This is a genomic window from Sanguibacter gelidistatuariae (assembly GCF_900096585.1).
Classification (GTDB): domain Bacteria; phylum Actinomycetota; class Actinomycetes; order Actinomycetales; family Cellulomonadaceae; genus Sanguibacter; species Sanguibacter gelidistatuariae.
Map to the genome: position 1 here is coordinate 141675 of NZ_FMYH01000005.1, position 18295 is coordinate 159969.

Below are 18295 nucleotides of genomic sequence, written 5' to 3' on the forward strand. Positions count from 1 at the left end.
GAGGGTCGAGCGACGTAGCCGTATTGATCGTGGGTCGTCGCTCAACTGTGAGCGCCGCGGACCGCGTACCGGTGCATCGTCACGCCGCGCTCGAAGGAAAGCTGCTCGATGAGGTCGAGCTCGACAGGTTCCACCGGAGCGTCGAACAGCGGCCGCCCGGACCCCAGGACGACGGGGTGGGTGAAGAGCAGGAGCTCGTCGAGGAGTCCCGCTCGCAGCAGCTGTGTCGCGAGCGTGGCCCCGCCAACTCCGATGTTGCCGTCCCCCTCCGCCCGGATCCTCGCCAGCTCGCCGATCGCGTCGTCGCCCCCGACGATCCGGGTGTTGTACTGCGCGCTCGTGCGGGTGCGGGACACCAGCAGCTTCGGCGTCGACGTCCAGATCTGCCCGTACTCGCGGAGGAAGTCGGGCAGGCTCTCGTCGCCGGCGGCCGCCGGCCAGAACGTCTCCATCGTCTCGTAGATCTTGCGGCCCTCGACGGAGAGCGTCATCGCTCGCGCCTGCGCGTTGAACTCGCGGTGCAGCGTCTCGCCGATGCGCATCCAGCTCCCGCCACCCTGCTCGTCGACGGCGTGCTCGATCCTCAGGTCGAGCGAGACGTTCATCCAGTACACAAAACGAGCCGACATATTGATCCCCTTGGCGATCTGGTCATGATCGGGCGCTACAACGATGGTAGGCACATCGGGGCCGACGAGCGTCGGTGGTGCCCGGTACCGTGAGACTCGACCTCGATCCCCACTGATCGCGGCGGACCTGGGAGGGGCCTGAAGTGAGTGATCGACCCGGTGGTGAGGTGATTGTCTATCGAAGGGACGGCGGCCAGCCGTCGGTGGAGGTGCGTCTCGAGGAGGAGACGATGTGGCTCAGTCAGCAGCAGCTCGCTGACCTGTTCCAGACCTCGCGCACCAACGTCGTCGAGCACATCCAGAACATCTTTGCCGAGGGCGAACTCGCGGAGGAGGCAACCTGTCGGGACTTCCGACAGGTTCGGACCGAGGGCACTCGCCAGGTCACCCGATCTATGCCGCACTACAACCTTGACCTCATCATCTCCCTCGGATACCGGGTCCGGTCAGCGGTGGCGACGCAGTTCCGCATCTGGGCCACTGAGCGACTGCGCGAGTATCTCGTCAAAGGCTTCACGATGGATGACGCGAAGCTCAAGAACCTCGGTGGAGGTTCCTACTGGCGAGAGCTCCTCGACCGGATCCGGGACATCCGCAGCAGCGAGAGCAGATGCTGAGCAACCCAACATGGACTGACGACCTTTGCGGGCGTTCGGCCGGTCAAGGCTGAGATATCGGTCGCGAAGAACTACCTCGACGAGACAGAGATCAAGAAGCTCAACACGCTCGTCTCCGCGTACTTCGATGCCGCAGAGTTTCGCGCGCAGAACCATGACGTCACCCAGATGAAGGACTGGCTCGTGCACCTTGATCGGTTGCTCGTCGCGATGGATGCCCCGACGCTTGCAGGCGCAGGAGCTGTCAGCCACCAACAAGCTGTGGCGAAGGCCGAGGACGAGTACGCAAAGTATCGGGAGAAAGTGAGTGCTCAGCCTACCGATGTCGAATCCGCCTACCTCGAGTCGGTCACGCGTGTGCAACGTACGGTTGAGGGGAAGAAGCCATGACGGACGAACTGGGAACAGGCAGGCGACCATGAGAATCACCCTGACGAGTGTGCTGGTCGACGACCAGGAGAAGGCGGAACGCTTCTACACCGACGTGCTCGGCTTCGTGAAGCGGCACGACGTCCCGCTCGGCACCGACCGGTGGCTGACCGTCGTCTCTCCGCAGGACCCCGACGGCACCGAGCTGCTGCTCGAACCGAGCGGGCACCCGGCGGCCAAGCCGTTCAAGGACGCGCTCGTGGCCGACGGCATCCCGTTCACGCAGTTCACCGTCGACGACGTCCAGGCCGAGTACACCCGCCTCACGGGTCTGGGCGTGCGTTTCACTCGGGAGCCGGCCACCGCGGGGCCGTACACGACGGCGGTCTTCGACGACACCTGCGGGAACCTCATCCAGATCATCGGGCCGGCGAGCTAGATCCGGGCCATCCCGCGCCACGCCACCCGGATGCCTTCCCGGCAGCGCGCGACGACGTCGGCGTCGGACAGGCTCGCTCCGCGCACGACCACCTGGTAGTAGAGCACCCCGTTGATGAGGTCGATGCACGCGTCGATGTCGATGTCGGCTCGCAGGTCACCCCGGTCGATCCCGGCCTGCAAGAGCGCCACCATCGCGCTGCGGCGGCGGGAGACGTGCGAGCCCCAGTACGCCCGAGCGAGCGCGGCGTCGGACATGGCGAGCCGCAGCCGGAGCCGGAAACGTTCTTCGGAGAACTCGGGGGAGGGCTGCTGGGGCGCCTCGCGCAGCTAGGCCTGGGCGGGCAGGACGACGCAGCGGGCCCAGACCTAGAAGGGTTCACTGGGCTTCGACTCCCAAGGTGATGTCGAAGCCGGCGCCGTTGCGTGCCAGGCCCATCAGGAGGATGCCGGCCCATTCAAGGGCGTAGGTCATCTCGAGCCCTCCTGCGTCGAGGGCCCGCATGCCCAAGCTCTCCAGAAGCGCCGCGACACGTGCCTTCGCCTCGGTGCTGTCGCCGGCAAAGAACGCGTCCAGGGGCTTGTCGTGAGCAAGGACATGGCCGAAGACCGTGTTCAGCGCCTTCACGACGTGTGCGCTCTCGGGGGCGACTGCGGCGATCTGCTGGGCCACCGAACTGCCTGGGGTAGTCACGAGCCCATTGGCGTCGGCGTTGAACGGGTTGGTGATGTCGACGAGGATCTTGCCGGCCAGCGCATCGCCGTAGTGCGCGACGACGTCGACCGCGCCGGCGTGCAAGACGGCCAGGATGACGATGTCACCCGCCGGCCGTGCGCCGAACGCGCCGACGGTGGCACCGTTGCCGATCTGGTCGGCGAGCGCCTGAGCCTTGGCGGTGTTGCGGCTCATGAGCTCGACGGTGTGGCCGTGCTTCGCCGCCCGTGTGCCGATAGCGGTGGCCATGTTGCCCGAGCCGATGATGCTAATCGTGGTGGTGGTCATGATGGGTGTTCCTCCGTCGTATGTGTGGAGCATCAGGGAGCTGAGGTGAGCTGGGGTGCGCCTTGGCCCCCATGGTTGCGAACGCTGCCCGCAAGGGCAGCGACCTCTAGACCGAGCATGGCACCAGCGTCGACTGCTGCCTGCTCCGCCTCCGTCCGGATCGCTGCGGCGAGGTCTGTGAACTGGTCGAGAGCCGGGTTCACGCCGACGAGGGTGAACTCGCGCTCGACCACCGTGAGATCCGCGCCCCAGATGTCTACGAGGATCCGACGCAGGTAGTCGGTGTTGTGGTCCCAGCCCTCGCGCGGGGTGCCAGGGCCGTAGGCGCCGCCGCGGGTGGTGACCAGGACGGTCGGCGTGCCCTCGAGCAGGCGGGCGCCCTGCGGCGTGCCGGCGATCACAAGGTCGATCCAGGCCTTCACGTGCTGCGAGACACCGAAGTTGTAGAGCGGCAGTGCGAGAACAGCGATCGTCGCCTGCTGCAACTCTGTGGCGACCTGCACAGCGGTGGCGAGCGCCTCGCGCTGAGCGGGAGTGCGGTCCTCCTCGGGGGTGGCGCCGCCGGAGACAGCATCAGACCAGGCGCCTGCCGGCAGCGGGTCCTGGCCGAGGTGGCGGCGCACGACCGGCATGTCGGGGTGGGCGCTGATGACCTCGTCGATGACGAGGTCGGCGAGGGCGCCGCTGGCGGAGCGCTCACCCTGGATGCTGGCGTCGATGCGGAGTAGGGACATGTGGATCTCCTGGTGGATAAGGTCGAATTGAACGTTCAAGTCGAGACTACAACTCGCGGCTTGAATGTTCAAGTGGGATAGGATTCCTGCTGTGAGCACCGACAGCACCAGCGAGACCGCGGCCCCGGATGACGTGCCGTGGCTGTCGCCCGACCAGATGCGCGACTGGCTGGCGCTCGTCGGCTTGTTGGCGACCTTGCCGCCGGCGCTCGATGCGCAGCTCAAACGCGATGCGGGCGTGAACTCGTACGAGTATCAAGTGCTGGCGCTCCTGTCCAACGCGCCCGACCACACTGTTGGGCTCAGCGACCTAGCCGAATCGACCCAGGGATCCCTGTCGCGCCTCTCCCATGCGATCACTCGTCTCGAACGGGCCGGATGGGTTGAGCGGCGCAGCGGCACCGATCCCACTGTTCGGCGCACCAGCGCGCGGCTCACTGACGCAGGCCTCGCCAAGCTCGAGGCGGTAGCGCCGGGTCACGTCCGCGAAGCGCGTCGGCTTGTCGTCGACGTGCTGACGGCGGAGCAGCTCGCGGCGCTCGGCGACGCCGCCCGAGTCATCACCGCTGCCACTGTCGCCGAAGCGCTGGAACTCCCTGGGTGATCAGCGACTGCTGCTGAGCTACAGCGGCCGCGGGTGCGGCACGTCCCCCGCCGCGAGCATCGCGACGAGCTTGTCTCGACGCCGCGCCCGCGTGGTCTCGTTCGGTGCCGTGATGATCGGGTGCAGGACCGCGTACCGGTTGGCCGCGTCGAGCCCCTCGAACGCCGCGACTGCGGTGGGGGAGGCGGCCAGTGCCGCGGTGAGGTCGTCGGGCACCTCGGCGGTCGCCGATCCGGCGTAGGCGCGGTCCCAGCGTCCGTCGGCCTGGGCAGCGGCGACCTCGGCGAGACCTCTCGCCCGCATGCGACCTTCGGCCTCGAGCCGCGCCACGTGCTCAACGTTGCGGGCCGACCAGATCGACCGCGGCCGCCGAGGCGTGAAGCGCTGCAGAAACATGGCGGCGTCGTAGGACCGTTTCTGTCCGTCGATCCATCCCGAGCACAGTGCCTCGTCGAGCGCCTGGGCATAGGTGAGCGTGGTCGGCGCCGTCGTGCCCTTCTTGGCGAGCATGAGCCACACGCCCACCGTCTCCTCCTCGTGCGCATCGAGCCACGCCCGCCACGCGGCCGTGTCCGCGACGACAAACGGCTCCGGAGCCTCGCTCATCCGCGGGAGTCCTGCGCGACGACTGAGTCCGCGAGGATGTGCGAGGCGCAGCCCGCCAGCGCTGCGGCGGTCAGCACGGAGGGCCAGGCGCCGATCTTCTTCGCGAGCGGGTGGGAGAGGCCGAAGGCACCGAAGTAGATGACGGCAAGCGCGGCAGTCTGCGGGACACCGGCGCGCACCCAGGTCCGCCCGGCGGCGACGCCGGCCGCCGCGAGCACGGCACCCCCGAGCGGGCGGACGCCGGTGAACCGGGCGGTCGCGTAGCCGCCGACGAGGCCCGCTGCGGTGAGGACGGACGAGGGGATCGGTGAGGGAGTCATAGCCCCGAGACTATGGCGACGGGCGCGGGTGCCCAAGCGACGCGCCCCGTGTGCACCGGCGATCGCGTCAGGGGCGCCCGATGCGCACGCGCCACTCCACGGGCCCTTCGGCCTGGTAGTCCCATGTGAACTGGTCGGGGTACTCGGCCGCGAACTGGTAGTACAGCGGCTTCGGGTCGTGGTCGTTGACCAGGACGTAGCCTTCGCCGGCGGCGAGGGCGTGGTAGGTGGACAGGATGAGCTCGTGGCGCCGGGCGGGCACCTCGGTGCGGACGTCGAGAATCGGGTCGTTCATGGTGGGACCTTTCGTGGCGGGAACGAGCGGTGTGCGGTTTTCGGGTAGGCCAGCGGCCGATGACACCTTGACGATATCCACGGAACGAGCCGTGAAAATAGGACCTAGGGCTCGCGGCAGGAACGCCAAGGACCTTCATCCCCCGCTCGGCGCCGGGCGCCGGAGAGGATGGACGCCATGAAGACCCGACTTCTCCTCGCCCTTGCCGTCGCCGTGTCCGTCCCCCTCGCGGGGTGTGCGACGACCGACGGTGCATCCCTGTCGCCGGATTCCTCGACGACCGCCCAGGACGCCCCCGCCCTGCTCGCGGACTTCGACCTCACTGGCATGGACGCGCGCGAGGCCATCGAGCACCTGGACCCTCTCGGCGGTTCCGAGCGCCCGTCAGCCCTCATGGCCTCGATCCGGGCGGACGAGCTGCTGCTGTCGGCTGATGGGCGCGAGACGACGCTCGACATGCCGACCGACGGGTTCTACGTCTCGATCGCGCCGTATGTCGACCAGACGCACGACTGCTTCTTCCACTCCCTGACGACCTGCCAGGGGGAGCTGGCCGGGGCGGACCTGCAGATCACGGTCACCGACGATGCGACCGGTCAGACGCTCATCGACGAGCAGAAGACGACCTACGACAATGGCTTCGTCGGTCTGTGGCTGCCCCGGGACATGACGGGGACCCTCACGGTCACCCACGACGGGAAGTCCGTCGAGTCCCCGATCAGCACGAACGCCGACAGCGCCACCTGCCTGACGACGCTCAAGCTCGTCTGAGGGCTGGTCCCGCACTCCGCCGCGCCGCGAGCAGCTCCCGCGTGAAGGGATGCTGCGGCTCGGCGAACACCTCCTCGACCGGCCCGCGTTCGACGACCCGCCCCTCGCGCATGACCAGGACCGTGTCGCAGACCCGGCGCACGACCGCGAGGTCGTGGGAGACAAAGACCATCGAGAGGGCCCGGCTGCGCTGCAGGCCGACAAGCAGGTCGAGGATCTCCGCCTGGACGGTCACATCGAGGGCGGAGACCGGTTCGTCGCACACGAGCACATCGGGTTCCAGGGCCAGCGCGCGGGCGATCGCGAGTCGTTGCCGCTGACCGCCCGACAGGCTCCGGGGGCGGCGACCGAGCACCGAGTGAGGCAGGCGGACAGCGTCGAGGAGCTCAGCGGGGCTCGACGTCGACCGGCCACGGGCCAGCGCCTCGCGCAGGATCCTCCCGGCGGTGAACCGGGGGTCGAAGGAGGCGAGTGGGTCCTGCGGGACGAGCTGGACCTGGTGGCGGCGTCCCAGACGGCCCCGATGGGTCGCTCCGCTCCACGGCTCCCCGTCGAGGGTGATGTCACCGGCGTCGGGCAGGTCGGCGGCGAGCAGGAGGCGCGCGAGCGTCGTCTTGCCCGAGCCGGACTCCCCGACCAGGCCGAGCACCTCGCCGCGGCGCAGGTCGAGATCGACGTTGTCGACCGCCCGGACGTGGCCCCCGCCCGGGGTGGGGAACGTCCGGGACACCCCACGGGCGGACAGCATGACCGGTCCCAAAGCGGGCGCGGGTCCGGGCTTGGGTCCGTGCGGCACGGCGTCCACGAGTCGGCGGGTCGTGGGGTGCTCGGGCGCCATGAGCACCCGCGCGATGGGGCCGTGCTCGACGACGGCGCCGTCGTCGAGCACCACGACGCGGTCGGCGATCTGCGCGACGGCCGCGAGGTCGTGGCTGATCAGGAGCAGCGCTGTCCCGGCGTCACGCAGGGCGGCCAGGGTGTCCAGGACGCGCGCGGCGACGGTCGCGTCGAGGGCCGTCGTCGGCTCGTCGAGGACGAGCAGGGGCGGCGCGGCGACGAGCGCCGACGCGATGAGGGCGCGCTGGCGCATGCCGCCGGAGAGCTGGCCCGGGCGCTGGACGAAGCGCAGCTCGGGGGAGTCCAGGCCCGCGGCCTCCAGGGCGCGCAGGACGCGCTCGCGGCGCTGCGCCCGTGGGACCTTGCGCAGCGCTAGGGTCTCGCCGACCTCGGCGCCGATCGTGCGCAGCGGGTCGAGCGAGGCGAGCGCGTCCTGCAGCACGAGCCCGACGCCCGCGCCCCGCAGTGCCCGCCAGCCGCGGGCCGAGAGGCGGCGGGTGTCCGTCCTGCCCACGGTGAAGCGGTCGGCGCTCACCAGGGCGGTGCTGCCGCCCTCGGAGGCGAGGCCGAGCACGGACCGCACGAGGACCGACTTTCCCGACCCGGACTCCCCGACGACGGCGACGCACTCGCCCGGCGCGACGGTCAGGTCGACGCCACGCAGCACCTCGCCGACACCGGCGAAGGAGACGCGCAGGCCGCGGATGTCGAGGGCAAGAGTCTCGTCGATGCTCATGCGGCAGCCACCCGTCCGAGCCGCCGGCCGAGGACCGTGAGCGCCGCGGCCGTGAGCGTGATCGCCAGGCCGGGGGCGAGCGTGAGCCACCACGCCCGGACCAGGTAGACGCGGCCGCCGTTGACCATCGCCCCCCACTCGGGCGACGGCGGGAGCGCGCCAAGACCGAGGAAGCTCAGCGCCGAGACCCACACGATCGCCTGCCCGACGCCGAGGGTCGCGATCGCGACGAGTGGCCAGAGCGTGTTCGGGGCGACATGCCGACCAAAGACGAGGAGCGCGGGTTGGCCCTCGAGGCGCGCTGCCTCGACGTACGCGCTGCCGGCCACGGAACGGACCTGCGACCGCAGGATGCGCGCGTACCCCGGCGCGGTCGCCAGGCCGACCGCGATGAGCGTCGGCGTGACCCCTTTGCCCATGACCGCCACGAGCAGGAGCGCGAGCACGAGCGAGGGCAGGGCGAAGAGCACCTCGATCACGCGGCTCAGCGCTGCATCAAGACGTCGAGGCCCGAGGCCGGCGAGCAGCCCGATGACGAGGGCGAGGCCGACGCCGATGGCCGTCGCCGCCGCGCCGATGCCCAGCGACTGGCGCGTCCCGTGGACCACCCGCGTGAAGACGTCGCGGCCGGACTCGTCGGTCCCGAACCAGTGTGCGAGGCCGGGGGCGGTGAAGGCGGCGCGGGGGTCGATCGCGTCGGGGTCGCCCGGTGCAAACAGGGTGGGCCACACGGCCGCCACGACCATGAGGAGGATGAACACGAGGGCGAAGGCCCCGGTGACTCCGAGTGCGCGCAGGCGCGCAGGGCGGGTGGTGGTCGCGGTCATACGATCGCCGCCTCGGCGCGGAGGGTTCGGTCGGTGGCGCGGTCCGCGCCGCGCGGACGCGGATCGACGAGGCGTTCCACGCCGTCGGCCATCGTCGTGACGACCGTGTAGGTGAGGGCGACGACGAGGACGGATCCGACGACGACGGGCACGTCGCGCGTGCTCGTCGCGTCCAGCAGCAACCGGCCCAGCCCCGGGCGACCGAAGAGCGACTCGACGACGACGGCACCGCTGAGCAGCGAGCCGAAGGACCACCCGGACAGCGAGATCGCCGGGAGCGCCGCGTGGCGCAGGGAGTGTCGCCACAGGATGCGCGACTCGGACGCACCGCGGGCACGGGCCGTCGTCGCGAAGGGCGAGGCCGCAGCCTCGTCGAGGCCGTCGCGCATCACCTGCCCGAGGAAGCCGGCTGTCGGTATCGCCAGGGTGACTACGGGCAGCACCAGGCCGGCCGGCGACGCTCCGACGCTCGTGGCCGGGAACCAGCCGAGCGTGGAGGAGAAGACCAGGATGAGGACGGCGCCGAGCCAGAAGTGCGGCATGACCGTCGCCGTGACCTCACCGGCCTGCACCAACCCCGAGACGACCCGGCCCAGCACGCCCTGCGCGCGGGTTGCCAGGGTCGCGACCGACAGGGCGATCACCCAGGCGAGCGCGAGGGCGCAGACCGCGAGGAGCATGGTCGAGCCCAGCTGGGCGCCGATGAGCTCGGCGACCGGCTGCTTGCGGGCATAGGAGTCGCCGAGCTGGAATGTGAGGATCCGCCGCATCTGCACGAGGTACTGCACGATCAGCGGCCGGTCCAGGCCGTAGTCGGACCGCGCCTGGGCGACTGCATCCTCGCCGGCCTGCGAGCCGGGGCCGCCGAGGATCGCCTCGGTCGGGTCTCCGCCCGCGGCGCGCAGGGCGAAGAACACGACCGTCGTGACGACCCAGGCGACGAGGGCCGCGGCTCCAAGCCGACCGGCGGCCCAGCGGAAGATGCTCATACGGCGATGCTCATGGGGCCTGGTCGGTCCTAGAAGGCGAGACGGGTGTCGAGGAAGGTCGGGGTAGAGACCGTGTGCAGGGTCCGGGTCCCGGTCGCGCCGCGGACCAGGAAGTGGTTCTGCTGGTCATAGAGCGGCAGGATGTAGAAGCCGTCGAGGACGGTCTGCTGGGCCTGGGCATAGAGCTCGGCGCGCTCAGTCTGGTCGGTGGTTGCAGCTGCGCGGTCGAGGACGTCGTCCAGGTCCGGGTCGGCGATCTTCGCGTGGTTGGCGAAGTACCCGCTCGGGGCGGGCGTGATGCCGCTCGAGTGGTAGAGGATGCGCAGCACGTCTGGGCCGACCTTCGTGTACGGGGCGCTGACGATCTCATATTCGTTCGCGGCGAGGGCGCCGTACCAGCCGCTCAGGTCGAGCGGGGTGATGATCACCTCGAAGCCGACGCCGCGCGCGTTGGCCTGGATCTGCTCGAAGAGCGACTGCTCTGCGGCGACGGACTGGTTGGTGCTCACCGGGAAGCGCAGCGTCAGGCGCTGGCCGTCCTTGGTGCGGTATCCGTCGCCGTCGCGCCCGGTCCAGCCGGCCGCGTCGAGGAGGGCGTTCGCGGCGTCGGCGTCGGTCCCGAAGAGCGAGTCGTCCGAGGTGGCGAGCGGTTCGCTGCTCGAGAGCGGGGAGTAGGAGCGTGCGACCGTACCTGCATAGAGGGTCTCGATGCCGGGGTCGACGTCGGCCGCGCGGACGAAGGCCTCGCGGACGCGGATGTCGTCGAAAGGCGCCTGGCCGGAGTTGAGCTCGATGCGGTTGACCGAGCCGGGGCGGGGCGCGTCGACGTCGGTGATGTCGCCGCCGGCGCGGGCGGCCGCGATCGCGTCGGGCTGGGGGTTGTCGATGACCTGGACCTCGCCGGACTGGAGCGCGGCGTAGCGCGTCGCGGCGTCGGGGATGAAGCGCCAGACGATGCGGTCCAGGTAGGCCACGCCGGCGTGCTTGGCCTCAGGTGCCACGGTCGTGTAGCCGTCGTTGCGGACGAGGTCGACCTGCTGCTGGGGCGTCCAGCTCTCGACGACGAACGGCCCGGTGCCCACCGGTGCTTGGCAGTTGGCGTCCGTGCCCCGGGCGATCCCGGTCGGGGACTCGATCGCGGTCCACTGCTGGCTGAGCGACTCGAGCAGGGCCGAGTCCGGCTCGCTCAGGTGGAAGCGCGCGTGGGTCGCGTCGACGACCTCGACGCCGGTGACCTTCGCAAGCGCGAGGTAGCCGGTCGAGGACCCGGTCGCGGGATCCTGGAGGTGGGCGACGTTCACCTTGACGGCCTCGGCGTCGAAGGGGGTCCCGTCGGTGAAGGTCACGTCGTCGGCGAGGGTGAAGTCCCAGGTGAGCGCGTCGTCGCTGACGTTCCAGCTCACGGCGAGCCAGGGCAGGATCTCACCGTCGGCGTCGCGCCCCACGAGGGGCTCGAGCACCTGGGTGGTGAGCAGCGCCTGCGGGTAGTTGCCGCCGACATGCGGGTCGAGGCAGCTGGGCTCGGCGTCGCCGGTCGCGTAGACGAGCGTGCCGCCGTCCTGCGGTGCGCCGCTCGCTACGGAGGTGTCGTTGCTGCACGAGGCGAGCACGAGGACGGCGGGGACGAGCGCGGCGACTACGGCGCGGCGCCGGGTGGTCGCGCGCGCAGTGGTGGCGCGTCGGGCGGCGAGCATGGTTCTCCTGGTGGGTTCGCACAGTTGTTGGACTGCGTCCCACAATAGGTGTCCCGAGCAGTGAGGTGTCTACCATCAGGTCATGAGCCAACCGCCTCCGACGACCCGCACAGCCGGGCGCCCGCGCGCGTCTTCCCGCGAGATCCTTGAAGAAGCGGCCGGTGAGCTCTTCCTCGAGCGCGGATATGCGGCCACCTCCGTGGCGGACATCACAGCGCGGGCCGGTGTGAGTCGCAACACCTTCTTCAACTACTTCGCCGCGAAGAGCGACCTGTTGTGGTCCGCCTTTGACGCGGGCGTCGCCGGGCTCGAGGCATTGCTCCACGAGTCGATGGCCGACGACGCGGTCGGGGCGAAGGTCCGCGCGGCACTGCGGTCGGTCGCGTCCGCGCTCCCGCCCGGCAACGTCGCGCTCGCCTTCATCAACGCCGAGCCGATGGGGCTCACTGACGAGCTCCGACGCGCGGCAGCCCTCCGTGGGAGCGACGTCGGGGTGGTCGTGGCGCGCTTCGCCGTCGCGAACGGGGTCGAGCCGTTGCACGCCGAGGTTGCCGGGGCCGCCTACGCCGGGGCGCTCGTCGCCGCAGTCGGGGCGTGGTCACGCGCGGGGGCCACGCGAACGTCGCTGCTCGACGTGCTCGACGCCGCGCTGGTTCCGATCTACGACGCGCTGCCCTGACAGTGCCTGACTGTGCCGGGCCCCTGCCTCCCCCGTGGACGCGTGATGATGGTCGGATGAGCGCGAGCGAGACCAGCCCCGACAGCACTGCCAGCCCCGACAGCGACCTGGTCATCACCGGTGTCCGCGAAGCCCTCGACCAAGCCATTCGCCGTCTGGCTGCCGCGGGCGCCCGGGACGAGGCGCTCGCGGAGTACGTCGACGGGCGCAAGCTCCTGGGCTTGACCCGGCCCCCGGTCCTGCGGCCGGTCGCCCGGGCCTGGCGGCTCGGGGCGCTCATGCTCGGACGGGACGGGACCCTGTACGCGACCGGCGCGATCGTGCGGGCCCACGAGGCGGGCGTGCGCAACTATCAGTCGCAGTCGGCCGAAGACCGCCGCGATCTGCGTGCCGCGGCCCTGCGCGGGAAGTTCGCACCGGGGGAGACCGTCAACCACGCGTGGTCCGTGCTCGACCTGACCATGCCCGGCCTGCAGGCGGGTGCCGGGCCGGTGTTTCTCGCGCCGGACGGGACAGTCAGGGTGCGGTGGAATGCCGCCCTCGGTGACGGCGCGTCCCGCGAGCTTGTGGCCTACGTCGACGAACGGGTCGGCCTGCTCGTCGATCCGCTCGACATCCCCTGACCAGGAGTCGAGGGGCCGTCGGCTACGAGCTCGCCTTCACGTCCTCGACCGCGCCGGAGACGGCGTCCGCTCCGGCGATCGCTTCGATGGCAGCCCGGACGTCGCCCGCTCCGCCTTCGCCTCCACACGTCCCCGCCTCGGATCTGATGCGCTGCCCGTCGACCTCCAGGTCCAGGCGTGCGCTGGCCCCGCCGTCACAGCCACCGGTGTCGTCGTCGCCGGCGAGCAGGCCCGACTCGTCGAGGATCGTCAGGGCGCCGGGCAGGTCGATCGGCACACCAGAGACGTGACCCACCTCGTCGTCGTACCCATACCAGGTCAGGGTGAACTCATCCGCGGTGACCTCAAGGTCGAGCTCGTAGTGCCCGGGCGGGGGGAGCGAGCCGTTGGCGAACGTGAGGGTCCCCGTCATCGTTCCGGTCGTCGCCGAGGACGACTCGCTCGGGGTCGGGGATGGGGTCGGGGACGGGGCGGGGGCAGCCGTGCACGCGGTCGTCACCAGGAGGCAGGTGGCCGCGATGACCGCAGCGAGCGGGAGTCGGGATGTGGGCACGAGTGGGTCCTTCCGAGGGGGTCCGTCGGTCGAAGGACATCGTCACGATAGGCGTCATCGGGTGGCCCGGGCCATGGGGTGAACAACCCGGGGAGAACTACCCAACCGGCCGTCCCACCAGGTCCGACGCGCCCTCGACTACGATGAAGCCCGTGACTGACGACCTGATCCCGTTGCCCCCGTGCCCGCAGTGCTCGAGCGAGTACACCTACGAGATGGGCGCCCTCCTGGTGTGCCCCGAGTGCGCGCACGAGTGGTCCGCCGCCGCGTCTGAAGACGCGGACGCCGAGGGCGGCGCGCGGGTCATCAAGGACGCGGTGGGCAACGTCCTCGCCGATGGTGACACAGTCACGGTGATCAAAGACCTCAAGGTCAAGGGCAGCGCGACGGCGATCAAGGTGGGCACGAAGGTCCGCAACATCCGCCTGGTCGACGGTGTGGGTGACCACGACATCGACTGCAAGGTCGACGGCTTCGGGCCTATGCAGCTCAAGTCGTCCGTCGTGAAGAAGGTCTAGCGACCCCGTCGCACAACTCGCCCGGGCCGGGCGCGGATATCCAGTGGCAAGTGCCCAGGTGAGGTCTAGTATCTGGGGCATGGTGCGCTTTCTGATCCGAGCAGTGATCTTCCTCGTCTCAGCGGCCCTCGGGCTGCTCGTCGCCTCGTGGATCTTGGACGACGTCACGGTGAACGCGACCGGCTTCACGGTCGCCGTGGTGATCTTCGCCGTCGCACAGAGCGTGCTGTCGCCGTTCATCGCGAAGATGACCGCCCGCAACGCCCCGGCCTTCCTCGGCGGAATCGGGCTGGTCTCGACCTACGTCGCGCTTCTCATCGCCTCCCTCGTCAGCGACGGGCTGGAGATCACCGGGGTGCAGACCTGGATCCTGGCGACGCTGATCGTCTGGCTCGTGACCGCCCTGGCGACCTTGTTCCTGCCGATGATCTTCATCCGCAAGAAGATCGACGCCAAGCGCAAGCCCACCCAGATCCCTCCGATCTGAGACCGCAGCGACTCCTGCGGCGTACCTGCACGCCCACGTTCTCAACCCACCCCGCCACACGAACGGATATTCATGACCACGCATGACGTCTTTGATGAAGAGCTCGGCCCGATCGAGCTCGTCGCCGTCGAGTTCCCGGGCGGTCAGATCATCGCTGAGGGCTTCCGTCAGCTCGCCGAACTGGTCGACAACGGCCGGATCAAGATCCTCGACCTGGAGTTCGTGAGCAAGGCCGCCGACGGCACGGTGACCGCGGTCGAGATCGCCGAGCTGGGTACGGTCGACGGGATCGACCTGGCTTCTTTCGCCGCGGTGTCCTCGGGTCTGCTCGACTCCGGTGACATCGACGCCGTGGGCGCCGAGATCGAGAACGGCAGCCTGGCCGCGATCCTCGTCTACGAGGAGCTGTCGCTGCTCGGTGTGCTCGCTGCCTGGAGCACCGCCGGTGCCACCATCCTGACCGAGGCTCACATCGAGCCTGACGACATCCTGGCCGCGCTCGACGCCGCCGACGAACTGTAGAGGACGGAAACAGACATGGGACTTTTCAGGACTGCTGGCCGCGTCGCAGTTGCCAGCTCGGTGCACGGCCGGGTCCAGGAGCGTCAGCGCGCCGGACGCCAGGCCCAGGCCGCGCCCGTTCAGCCCGCACCCGTCCACGCAGCCCCCGCGCCGGTTGCCGCAGCCCCCGCCCCGGTCGCCGCTCCGGCGCCGGCCAAGGACATGGACGCGATGATCGCCCAGCTCAAGCAGCTCGGCGAGCTGCGCGACCTCGGCGTGCTCTCCGACGAGGAGTTCGAGGGCCAGAAGGCCAAGCTTCTCGCGGCCTGAGCCACCGCTCAGCTCGGCATGACCCAAGGGTCCGGCGCTTCGGCGTCGGGCCCGTCGTCGTGTGCGGGGGCTACCCGGACGTGCTCGCCCGGACGAGGATCGTGTGGTCGATCGTCGCGCGGCGCACGGGCGCGTCGGGGGCGTTCATCCGCTCGACGAGCATCCGCAGCGCCGTCTCGGCGAAGGCCCGCTTGTCGAAGGAGACCGTGGTCAGCGGGGGGATGGAGTGGCGGCCGTCGGCGACGTCGTCGAAGCCGGCCACGACGGTGTCTCGCGGCACGGTGTGCCCGAGCGACCAGAGCGCGCTGAGCGTGCCGAAGGCCAACGAGTCGGTGAAGCAGAAGAAGGCATCGGGCAGGTCGTGGGTGGCGAGGTAGCCACGCACGGCATCCGCGCCGCCGTCGGGCGACCAGCTGTCGCAGCGGACCTCGAGCTCGGGGTCCGCCGTGATGCCGGCGTCGTGCAGCCCCTGGTGGTACCCCTCCAGGCGCAGCCGCGCGGTGGACCGGATCACCTGGTCCGGTGAGCCGACGACGGCGATCCGGCGCCGGCCCAGGCTCAGCAGGTGCGCGGTCATGTCCCGGGCGGCGGCGACCGAGTCGACCCACACCTGGTCCACGCGGTCCTGCTCGACCTCGCCGATCAGCACGACCGGGGGGAGCGGACCGGAGTCTGCGATGGCGCTCTCGGCCAGGTCCACCGGGTTGAGGACAAGACCGTCGACCAGGTGCGCCCGGGCGCGGGAGAGCAGGTTCCACTCACGCGTGGTCTGCGTCCCGGTCTCCTCGATCTGCACCGCCCAGCCCTGCTCGTGGGCCACCTCGACGAAGTTGTGGGCGAGTTCGGCGGAGTACGCGGTCGCGAGGTCCGGCAGGGCCAGGGCGATCACCCCGGAGCGGCCGTTGCGCAGGGCGCGGGCGCTGAGGTTGGGCACGTAGGCCAGCTCGTCGAGGGCCTTCTCGACGCGCGCGCGGGTCTCCGGGCGCACGAAGATGCCACCGTTGATCACGTTCGACACCGTCTTGGGTGAGACCCCGGCGTGCTGGGCGACATCTTTCACCGTGGCGCGCATGGGCCTGCCTCTCGCTGAGAATGGCTCCATTATCCACGGGCCGGGGCGCCGCTCCGAGAGGCGAGAATGGAGGGGTGACCGCATCCACGCCCCTGCCCGCCTGCCCCTGCGGATCGGGCGCGACCTACGACGCCTGCTGCGGCGTCTTCCATCATGCCTTCCACGACCCCTCCGGCGAGCGGGGCGCAGGCGCGCCCACCGCGGAGGCGCTCATGCGCTCAAGGTTCGCCGCGTTCGCGCTCGGGCGCACCGACTACCTCCTGGGGACCTGGCACCCCTCGACCCGACCGGGGGACCTCGAGCTCGACCCGGGGACGACATGGACCCGGCTGCGGATCCTGTCCCACACCGCCGGTGGGCCCGACGACGCGACGGGCACGGTGGCCTTCCGGGCGCACTTCACCCACGACGGCGACCGCGGCGCGCAGAGCGAGAACAGCCGATTTGTGCGGGACGAGGGTCGCTGGAGCTACCTCGACGGCGACGTCGTGCCGGGCATGTCTGTCCAGCGCACGGGCTAGATTGGAGCCTTCCGATCGAAAGGTGTCTGACCGTGGCGCTGCCGTCTTCCCCCACCCGTGAGTTCATCGCCGGCCTGCCCAAGGCGGAGCTTCACCTGCACCTCGAGGGCACCCTCGAGCCCGACCTCAAGCTGACCCTCGCCCAGCGCAACGGGATCGAGATCCCGCAGTCGACCGTCGAAGAGGTCGAGGCGAGCTACCAGTTCGACTCCCTCGCGAGCTTCCTCGCTGTGTACTACCCGGCGATGGACGTCCTGGTCACCGAGCAGGACTTCTACGACCTCGCTCACGCCTACCTGCTGCGCGCCGCAGCCGACGGTGTGCGTCACGTCGAGATGTTCTTCGACCCCCAGGCGCACACCGTGCGCGGGGTGCCCTTCGCCGACGTGGTGGGCGGCTACCACCGCGCGGCTGCCGAGGCGGCGGACTTCGGCGTCGACGCCGAGCTCATCCTGTGCTTCCTGCGCGATCACTCCGCTGAGAGCGCGGCCGCGACCCTCGAGGCGTCCGCGCCCTTCAAGGACCTCATCCTCGGGGTGGGGCTGGACTCCGACGAGCGGGACAACCCGCCGGCGAAGTTCGCCGCGGTCTTCGCCCGTGCGCGCGAGCTCGGCTACCTGCTGACGATGCACTGCGACATCGACCAGGTCGGGAGCATCGAGAACATCCGTCAGGTGATCGAGGACATCGGCGTGGACCGGATCGACCACGGGACGAACATCGTGGAGAACCCCGAGCTCGTCGAGCTGGTCCGTGCCCGCGGGCTCGGCCTGACCTGCTGCCCCGTCTCCAACAGCTTCGTCACCTCGGACATGAAGTCGACGGAGATCGTCGAGCTGCTGCGCGCCGGGGTCAAGGTGACCATCAACTCCGACGACCCGGCGTACTTCGGTGGCTACGTCGCGGCGAACTACATGGCGCTCGCGGAGCACGCGGGCCTGTCCTCCGCGGAGGTCGTGACGCTCGCGAAGAACTCCTTCGAGGCAAGCTGGATCACCGACGAGGACAAGGCGGCCTACCTCGAGGAGATCGACGCGTACGTCGCCGACTTCGTCTAGCAGTCGCGGGCGGTGACGTGCGTGCCACCATGGGATCGCACGTCACCGCCTGTGAACGCCAACTCCCGAGAGGCCCATCATGGTCGAGACCGTTCCCGTCGTCGCCGCCGTCTTTGCGGTCCTCGCGGGGCTGATCCACGTCTACATCTTTGTCATGGAGAGCCTGACCTGGACCTCGGCCCGGACCCGGGCGACCTTCGGCGTCGGATCCGAGGCAGAGGCCCTGGCCACCCGGGAGCTGGCCTACAACCAGGGCTGGTACAACCTGTTCCTGGCGGCCGGAGCGATCGGCGGCGCGGTCGTCGGCCTCGTCGCGAGCGGTCCGACGCAGACCGCGGGCGCCGCGATCATGGTCTTCTCGACCGCCTGCATGGCGGCCGCGGCCCTCGTGCTCATCACTCGGAACTCGGCCATGGCACGGGCCGCGGCGGTCCAGGGAGTCCTGCCGTTGCTCGCGGTCGTGACGGCGCTGCTGCTGGGCTGA

27 protein-coding genes are annotated in these 18295 nt (G+C 70.1%); 14 read left to right on the forward strand and 13 right to left on the reverse strand.

Going from position 1 to position 18295, the window contains the following annotated elements; translation table 11 throughout:
- Positions 1 to 41: 41 nt before the first annotated feature.
- Positions 42 to 629: a dihydrofolate reductase family protein gene (locus BLQ50_RS12125; RefSeq protein ID WP_093184011.1), complete on the reverse strand. Its 588-nt coding sequence runs from the start codon at positions 627 to 629 to the stop codon at positions 42 to 44.
- 230 nt (positions 630 to 859) lie between these two features.
- Here BLQ50_RS12125 and BLQ50_RS18840 point away from each other — a divergent pair, with 230 nt between their 5' ends.
- From BLQ50_RS18840 to BLQ50_RS12135, 3 genes are read left to right on the forward strand one after another with little or no spacing between them, the layout of a single operon-like run.
- Entirely contained in the window at positions 860 to 1246 is a 387-nt protein-coding gene (locus BLQ50_RS18840; protein WP_217629165.1) for a virulence RhuM family protein, read from the forward strand.
- Positions 1247 to 1261: 15 nt separating this feature from the next.
- Entirely contained in the window at positions 1262 to 1636 is a 375-nt protein-coding gene (gene rhuM / locus BLQ50_RS18845) for a RhuM family protein (RefSeq protein WP_217629171.1), read from the forward strand.
- A 28-nt stretch (positions 1637 to 1664) separates the two neighbouring features.
- Complete coding sequence (locus BLQ50_RS12135) at positions 1665 to 2054, forward strand: VOC family protein (RefSeq protein WP_093184012.1); 390 nt, start codon at positions 1665 to 1667, stop codon at positions 2052 to 2054.
- Here the strand turns inward: BLQ50_RS12135 and BLQ50_RS12140 are convergent.
- From BLQ50_RS12140 to BLQ50_RS12150, 3 genes are all read right to left on the reverse strand, one after another.
- Positions 2051 to 2311 carry a TetR-like C-terminal domain-containing protein gene (locus BLQ50_RS12140; RefSeq protein ID WP_093184014.1) on the reverse strand — a complete coding sequence of 87 codons (261 nt, stop codon included), beginning with the start codon at positions 2309 to 2311 and terminating at the stop codon, positions 2051 to 2053. The genes BLQ50_RS12135 and BLQ50_RS12140 overlap by 4 nt on opposite strands.
- A 121-nt stretch (positions 2312 to 2432) precedes the next feature.
- Positions 2433 to 3056 carry an NADPH-dependent F420 reductase gene (locus BLQ50_RS12145; RefSeq protein WP_093184015.1) on the reverse strand — a complete coding sequence of 208 codons (624 nt, stop codon included), beginning with the start codon at positions 3054 to 3056 and terminating at the stop codon, positions 2433 to 2435.
- A 32-nt stretch (positions 3057 to 3088) separates the two neighbouring features.
- Positions 3089 to 3790: an FMN-dependent NADH-azoreductase gene (locus tag BLQ50_RS12150; RefSeq protein ID WP_093184017.1), complete on the reverse strand. Its 702-nt coding sequence runs from the start codon at positions 3788 to 3790 to the stop codon at positions 3089 to 3091.
- Positions 3791 to 3881: 91 nt separating this feature from the next.
- Between BLQ50_RS12150 and BLQ50_RS12155 the strand changes: the two genes are divergently transcribed.
- Complete coding sequence (locus BLQ50_RS12155) at positions 3882 to 4394, forward strand: MarR family winged helix-turn-helix transcriptional regulator (RefSeq protein ID WP_245701169.1); 513 nt, start codon at positions 3882 to 3884, stop codon at positions 4392 to 4394.
- A gap of 18 nt (positions 4395 to 4412) precedes the next feature.
- Here the strand turns inward: BLQ50_RS12155 and BLQ50_RS12160 are convergent, their stop codons facing one another.
- From BLQ50_RS12160 to BLQ50_RS12170, 3 genes are all read right to left on the reverse strand, one after another.
- The gene (locus tag BLQ50_RS12160; RefSeq protein ID WP_093184020.1) at positions 4413 to 5000 is read right to left on the reverse strand and encodes a YdeI/OmpD-associated family protein; all 588 of its coding nucleotides are present in this window, start codon (positions 4998 to 5000) and stop codon (positions 4413 to 4415) included.
- Positions 4997 to 5320 carry a hypothetical protein gene (locus BLQ50_RS12165; protein ID WP_093184022.1) on the reverse strand — a complete coding sequence of 108 codons (324 nt, stop codon included), beginning with the start codon at positions 5318 to 5320 and terminating at the stop codon, positions 4997 to 4999. The genes BLQ50_RS12160 and BLQ50_RS12165 overlap by 4 nt, the downstream gene beginning before the upstream one ends.
- A gap of 67 nt (positions 5321 to 5387) precedes the next feature.
- Entirely contained in the window at positions 5388 to 5615 is a 228-nt protein-coding gene (locus BLQ50_RS12170; RefSeq protein ID WP_093184024.1) for a DUF2249 domain-containing protein, read from the reverse strand.
- A gap of 177 nt (positions 5616 to 5792) precedes the next feature.
- Between BLQ50_RS12170 and BLQ50_RS12175 the strand changes: the two genes are divergently transcribed.
- On the forward strand, positions 5793 to 6386 hold the full coding sequence (locus BLQ50_RS12175; RefSeq protein ID WP_093184025.1) for a CueP family metal-binding protein: 594 nt from the start codon (positions 5793 to 5795) through the stop codon (positions 6384 to 6386).
- Here BLQ50_RS12175 and BLQ50_RS12180 read toward each other — a convergent pair.
- The 4 genes from BLQ50_RS12180 to BLQ50_RS12195 are packed head-to-tail and all read right to left on the reverse strand — an operon-like array spanning position 6373 to position 11469.
- Positions 6373 to 7959 carry an ATP-binding cassette domain-containing protein gene (locus tag BLQ50_RS12180; RefSeq protein ID WP_093184027.1) on the reverse strand — a complete coding sequence of 529 codons (1587 nt, stop codon included), beginning with the start codon at positions 7957 to 7959 and terminating at the stop codon, positions 6373 to 6375. The two genes, BLQ50_RS12175 and BLQ50_RS12180, sit on opposite strands and share 14 nt — an antisense overlap.
- Positions 7956 to 8786 (reverse strand): ABC transporter permease, encoded by an 831-nt coding sequence (locus BLQ50_RS12185; protein ID WP_093184029.1) that lies wholly within the window; start codon positions 8784 to 8786, stop codon positions 7956 to 7958. Before BLQ50_RS12185 ends, BLQ50_RS12180 begins: the two co-directional genes overlap by 4 nt.
- The gene (locus tag BLQ50_RS12190; RefSeq protein ID WP_093184030.1) at positions 8783 to 9775 is read right to left on the reverse strand and encodes an ABC transporter permease; all 993 of its coding nucleotides are present in this window, start codon (positions 9773 to 9775) and stop codon (positions 8783 to 8785) included. The genes BLQ50_RS12185 and BLQ50_RS12190 overlap by 4 nt, the downstream gene beginning before the upstream one ends.
- 29 nt (positions 9776 to 9804) lie before the next feature.
- Positions 9805 to 11469, reverse strand: a complete 1665-nt coding sequence (locus BLQ50_RS12195) for an ABC transporter substrate-binding protein (RefSeq protein ID WP_093184032.1) — start codon at positions 11467 to 11469, stop codon at positions 9805 to 9807.
- 82 nt (positions 11470 to 11551) lie between these two features.
- Between BLQ50_RS12195 and BLQ50_RS12200 the strand changes: the two genes are divergently transcribed.
- Both BLQ50_RS12200 and BLQ50_RS12205 read left to right on the forward strand, forming a co-directional pair.
- Positions 11552 to 12148, forward strand: a complete 597-nt coding sequence (locus BLQ50_RS12200; RefSeq protein WP_093184034.1) for a TetR/AcrR family transcriptional regulator — start codon at positions 11552 to 11554, stop codon at positions 12146 to 12148.
- Positions 12149 to 12204: 56 nt separating this feature from the next.
- Positions 12205 to 12771, forward strand: a complete 567-nt coding sequence (locus BLQ50_RS12205) for a hypothetical protein (protein ID WP_093184036.1) — start codon at positions 12205 to 12207, stop codon at positions 12769 to 12771.
- A 22-nt stretch (positions 12772 to 12793) separates the two neighbouring features.
- On the opposite strand, the gene BLQ50_RS12210 is transcribed toward BLQ50_RS12205, so the two are convergent.
- A complete protein-coding gene (locus tag BLQ50_RS12210) occupies positions 12794 to 13324 on the reverse strand; it encodes a hypothetical protein (RefSeq protein WP_093184037.1) in 531 nt (176 codons plus the stop codon).
- A gap of 143 nt (positions 13325 to 13467) precedes the next feature.
- Here BLQ50_RS12210 and BLQ50_RS12215 point away from each other — a divergent pair, with 143 nt between their 5' ends.
- The 4 genes from BLQ50_RS12215 (at position 13468) to BLQ50_RS12230 (ending at position 15160) form a co-directional block, all read left to right on the forward strand.
- A complete protein-coding gene (locus BLQ50_RS12215; protein ID WP_093184039.1) occupies positions 13468 to 13842 on the forward strand; it encodes a zinc ribbon domain-containing protein YjdM in 375 nt (124 codons plus the stop codon).
- A gap of 79 nt (positions 13843 to 13921) precedes the next feature.
- Positions 13922 to 14329, forward strand: a complete 408-nt coding sequence (locus BLQ50_RS12220) for a phage holin family protein (protein WP_093184041.1) — start codon at positions 13922 to 13924, stop codon at positions 14327 to 14329.
- A gap of 72 nt (positions 14330 to 14401) precedes the next feature.
- A complete protein-coding gene (locus tag BLQ50_RS12225) occupies positions 14402 to 14851 on the forward strand; it encodes a DUF6325 family protein (RefSeq protein WP_093184042.1) in 450 nt (149 codons plus the stop codon).
- 15 nt (positions 14852 to 14866) lie between these two features.
- Positions 14867 to 15160 (forward strand): SHOCT domain-containing protein, encoded by a 294-nt coding sequence (locus BLQ50_RS12230; RefSeq protein WP_093184044.1) that lies wholly within the window; start codon positions 14867 to 14869, stop codon positions 15158 to 15160.
- Positions 15161 to 15230: 70 nt separating this feature from the next.
- On the opposite strand, the gene BLQ50_RS12235 is transcribed toward BLQ50_RS12230, so the two are convergent.
- Positions 15231 to 16232 carry a LacI family DNA-binding transcriptional regulator gene (locus BLQ50_RS12235; protein ID WP_093184045.1) on the reverse strand — a complete coding sequence of 334 codons (1002 nt, stop codon included), beginning with the start codon at positions 16230 to 16232 and terminating at the stop codon, positions 15231 to 15233.
- A 74-nt stretch (positions 16233 to 16306) separates the two neighbouring features.
- Here BLQ50_RS12235 and BLQ50_RS12240 point away from each other — a divergent pair, with 74 nt between their 5' ends.
- The 3 genes from BLQ50_RS12240 (at position 16307) to BLQ50_RS12250 (ending at position 18295) form a co-directional block, all read left to right on the forward strand.
- Complete coding sequence (locus tag BLQ50_RS12240) at positions 16307 to 16753, forward strand: YchJ family protein (protein WP_245701170.1); 447 nt, start codon at positions 16307 to 16309, stop codon at positions 16751 to 16753.
- 32 nt (positions 16754 to 16785) lie between these two features.
- Positions 16786 to 17811 carry an adenosine deaminase gene (gene add, locus BLQ50_RS12245; protein WP_217629167.1) on the forward strand — a complete coding sequence of 342 codons (1026 nt, stop codon included), beginning with the start codon at positions 16786 to 16788 and terminating at the stop codon, positions 17809 to 17811.
- Between the two features lie 79 nt (positions 17812 to 17890).
- A complete protein-coding gene (locus tag BLQ50_RS12250) occupies positions 17891 to 18295 on the forward strand; it encodes a DUF1304 domain-containing protein (RefSeq protein ID WP_093184047.1) in 405 nt (134 codons plus the stop codon).

Bases quoted from the DNA above. Each gene is read 5' to 3' on its own strand.
- BLQ50_RS12125 (WP_093184011.1), bottom strand. From the start codon at position 629: ATGTCGGCTCGTTTTGTGTACTGGATGAACGTCTCGCTCGACCTGAGG.
- BLQ50_RS18840 (WP_217629165.1), top strand. From the start codon at position 860: ATGTGGCTCAGTCAGCAGCAGCTCGCTGACCTGTTCCAGACCTCGCGC.
- BLQ50_RS12135 (WP_093184012.1), top strand. From the start codon at position 1,665: ATGAGAATCACCCTGACGAGTGTGCTGGTCGACGACCAGGAGAAGGCG.
- BLQ50_RS12140 (WP_093184014.1), bottom strand. From the start codon at position 2,311: ATGTCCGACGCCGCGCTCGCTCGGGCGTACTGGGGCTCGCACGTCTCC.
- BLQ50_RS12145 (WP_093184015.1), bottom strand. From the start codon at position 3,056: ATGACCACCACCACGATTAGCATCATCGGCTCGGGCAACATGGCCACC.
- BLQ50_RS12150 (WP_093184017.1), bottom strand. From the start codon at position 3,790: ATGTCCCTACTCCGCATCGACGCCAGCATCCAGGGTGAGCGCTCCGCC.
- BLQ50_RS12160 (WP_093184020.1), bottom strand. From the start codon at position 5,000: ATGAGCGAGGCTCCGGAGCCGTTTGTCGTCGCGGACACGGCCGCGTGG.
- BLQ50_RS12165 (WP_093184022.1), bottom strand. From the start codon at position 5,320: ATGACTCCCTCACCGATCCCCTCGTCCGTCCTCACCGCAGCGGGCCTC.
- BLQ50_RS12170 (WP_093184024.1), bottom strand. From the start codon at position 5,615: ATGAACGACCCGATTCTCGACGTCCGCACCGAGGTGCCCGCCCGGCGC.
- BLQ50_RS12175 (WP_093184025.1), top strand. From the start codon at position 5,793: ATGAAGACCCGACTTCTCCTCGCCCTTGCCGTCGCCGTGTCCGTCCCC.
- BLQ50_RS12180 (WP_093184027.1), bottom strand. From the start codon at position 7,959: ATGAGCATCGACGAGACTCTTGCCCTCGACATCCGCGGCCTGCGCGTC.
- BLQ50_RS12185 (WP_093184029.1), bottom strand. From the start codon at position 8,786: ATGACCGCGACCACCACCCGCCCTGCGCGCCTGCGCGCACTCGGAGTC.
- BLQ50_RS12190 (WP_093184030.1), bottom strand. From the start codon at position 9,775: ATGAGCATCTTCCGCTGGGCCGCCGGTCGGCTTGGAGCCGCGGCCCTC.
- BLQ50_RS12195 (WP_093184032.1), bottom strand. From the start codon at position 11,469: ATGCTCGCCGCCCGACGCGCCACCACTGCGCGCGCGACCACCCGGCGC.
- BLQ50_RS12200 (WP_093184034.1), top strand. From the start codon at position 11,552: ATGAGCCAACCGCCTCCGACGACCCGCACAGCCGGGCGCCCGCGCGCG.
- BLQ50_RS12205 (WP_093184036.1), top strand. From the start codon at position 12,205: ATGAGCGCGAGCGAGACCAGCCCCGACAGCACTGCCAGCCCCGACAGC.
- BLQ50_RS12215 (WP_093184039.1), top strand. From the start codon at position 13,468: ATGAAGCCCGTGACTGACGACCTGATCCCGTTGCCCCCGTGCCCGCAG.
- BLQ50_RS12220 (WP_093184041.1), top strand. From the start codon at position 13,922: ATGGTGCGCTTTCTGATCCGAGCAGTGATCTTCCTCGTCTCAGCGGCC.
- BLQ50_RS12225 (WP_093184042.1), top strand. From the start codon at position 14,402: ATGACCACGCATGACGTCTTTGATGAAGAGCTCGGCCCGATCGAGCTC.
- BLQ50_RS12230 (WP_093184044.1), top strand. From the start codon at position 14,867: ATGGGACTTTTCAGGACTGCTGGCCGCGTCGCAGTTGCCAGCTCGGTG.
- BLQ50_RS12235 (WP_093184045.1), bottom strand. From the start codon at position 16,232: ATGCGCGCCACGGTGAAAGATGTCGCCCAGCACGCCGGGGTCTCACCC.
- BLQ50_RS12250 (WP_093184047.1), top strand. From the start codon at position 17,891: ATGGTCGAGACCGTTCCCGTCGTCGCCGCCGTCTTTGCGGTCCTCGCG.